Here is a 1442-nt window from a genome sequence, read left to right as displayed (position 1 = left end):
TTTCGTCAACTTTCTGGCAGCGGACAGCACCGCGTCTGACTTAGCAACGAGCGAGATCGAAGCGTCGGAGACAATTTTGGTGCACCTTCTAAACCAGGATGGCAACGCAGGCGTACTCTCCGGCTAGCCAACCCGTCGATGGCTAGGGTCGGTTGCAGTTGGTGGGTAGCACCATTCATCCATTTCGATTCTCTCCCTCTGGAAGAGACGGCGTTTGCGCAGCAAGCACACGCCAGAGAGGGCCCTCGCTGCGAACGTCTTAGCGCCTTTCGCTACGATCAAATCCGTCACTTGTACAATTGACGTCCCCTGCCACTCGCGGTGCATTCCACGAGGCGGATGTCGCAGATCGCCTAAAAGCGGAGGGGCTCCAACCCTTTCACGATGCAAGCGTCCCTCGTGACACGAGACTAGCAGTGTGATTGGGATACTATCCGCTGATCAAGACGCGAATTGAAGCGTGACACCGATCAACCGCGGCCAAGTGATTTGAGGAACCGAAAATCAGTCGGTGCGTCGTCACTCGCAACGTCACGACAACAATTTGATCCGTCCCCACTTCGTTTTTCTTATCATTCTGCCCCGAATCATTCTGCCAACCTCCTCCGCATCGTCTTACGCCCATCGTCCTGTCCCACCCCCCAGCGCCCACCAGCGGGTTTCGACGACATCAATGCTTAACGACCTCCTTTTCCGAGTCGTTGAGGCAATGCAAATAGATCATCGTTGTTGAGATGTCCTTGTGCCCCAGCAGTTCTTGCACGACCCGTATGTCCGTGTTGTCTTTCAACAGATGAGTCGCGAAACTGTGACGAAACGCGTGCGAGGTTCCGAAAGTGCTTCGGCGATCTTTAGCCGTTTCCAAGTCGTCGCGCCCTTCTTTTTTCGGTCCACCAGAAATTCGATCACTTCGGCCTGGCCAAAACACCAATTCGAATCGCCACCGGCACCATGAAAGATTGCCAGCTTTTGATGCCAAATCAACGCCCAGTCCGGCTTTCCGTCCCACTGCTTTCCGCCACCACTTTGCCTCGCCATCGGCCTGGCCCCTTCTGCGAAACCGGATTCGATGCCCGCTGCAGAACAGCCTTTCTCGGCGGAGGGGTTCCGGCAGCCCCAACGGGTTGCAGTCTTTTCAGAAAACAGGATAATTCGAAGAACACTTATCGCCGAGACAGGGATAAGACCGCCCAATCCTTATCGACCCGGGAATAAGGCGGCAGATAAGACCCCTGGCCAGCGAGACCAGGTAATAAACAAGTTCGCGCTGCTAACCGACTCCTGACTGCAACGGTCCTCGTCTTCTCTGTGTCCTCTGAGCACTCTGTGGCTATTGCTTCGTCCACGGTTTGATTGGTTCGGTCAAATTGCGCCCACCGGAATTCATCCGACCTCTGTTTCCTGGGATTCGCATTTGATTTCACGGTTCGATAGGTGCGCGG

At 55.0% G+C, this 1442-nt stretch carries 2 protein-coding genes; both read right to left on the bottom strand.

Features of this window, described 5'->3' with window-relative positions; translation table 11 throughout:
* Window positions 1-670: 670 nt before the first annotated feature.
* Window positions 671-790 carry a tyrosine-type recombinase/integrase gene (locus NZK35_RS33960; RefSeq protein WP_323379693.1) on the bottom strand — a complete coding sequence of 40 codons (120 nt, stop codon included), beginning with the start codon at window positions 788-790 and terminating at the stop codon, window positions 671-673.
* Complete coding sequence (locus NZK35_RS33955) at window positions 787-1038, bottom strand: hypothetical protein (protein ID WP_259636971.1); 252 nt, start codon at window positions 1036-1038, stop codon at window positions 787-789. The genes NZK35_RS33960 and NZK35_RS33955 overlap by 4 nt, the downstream gene beginning before the upstream one ends.
* Window positions 1039-1442: the final 404 nt, after the last annotated feature.

Source organism: Stieleria sedimenti (assembly GCF_025060895.1).
Taxonomy (GTDB): domain Bacteria; phylum Planctomycetota; class Planctomycetia; order Pirellulales; family Pirellulaceae; genus Stieleria; species Stieleria sedimenti.
Note: the sequence above shows the minus strand (reverse complement) of the source record. Positions and strands in the feature narration are given on the sequence as shown.

Coding starts and splice junctions, on each gene's coding strand:
- NZK35_RS33955 (WP_259636971.1), bottom strand. CDS start 1,038: ATGGCGAGGCAAAGTGGTGGCGGAAAGCAGTGGGACGGAAAGCCGGAC.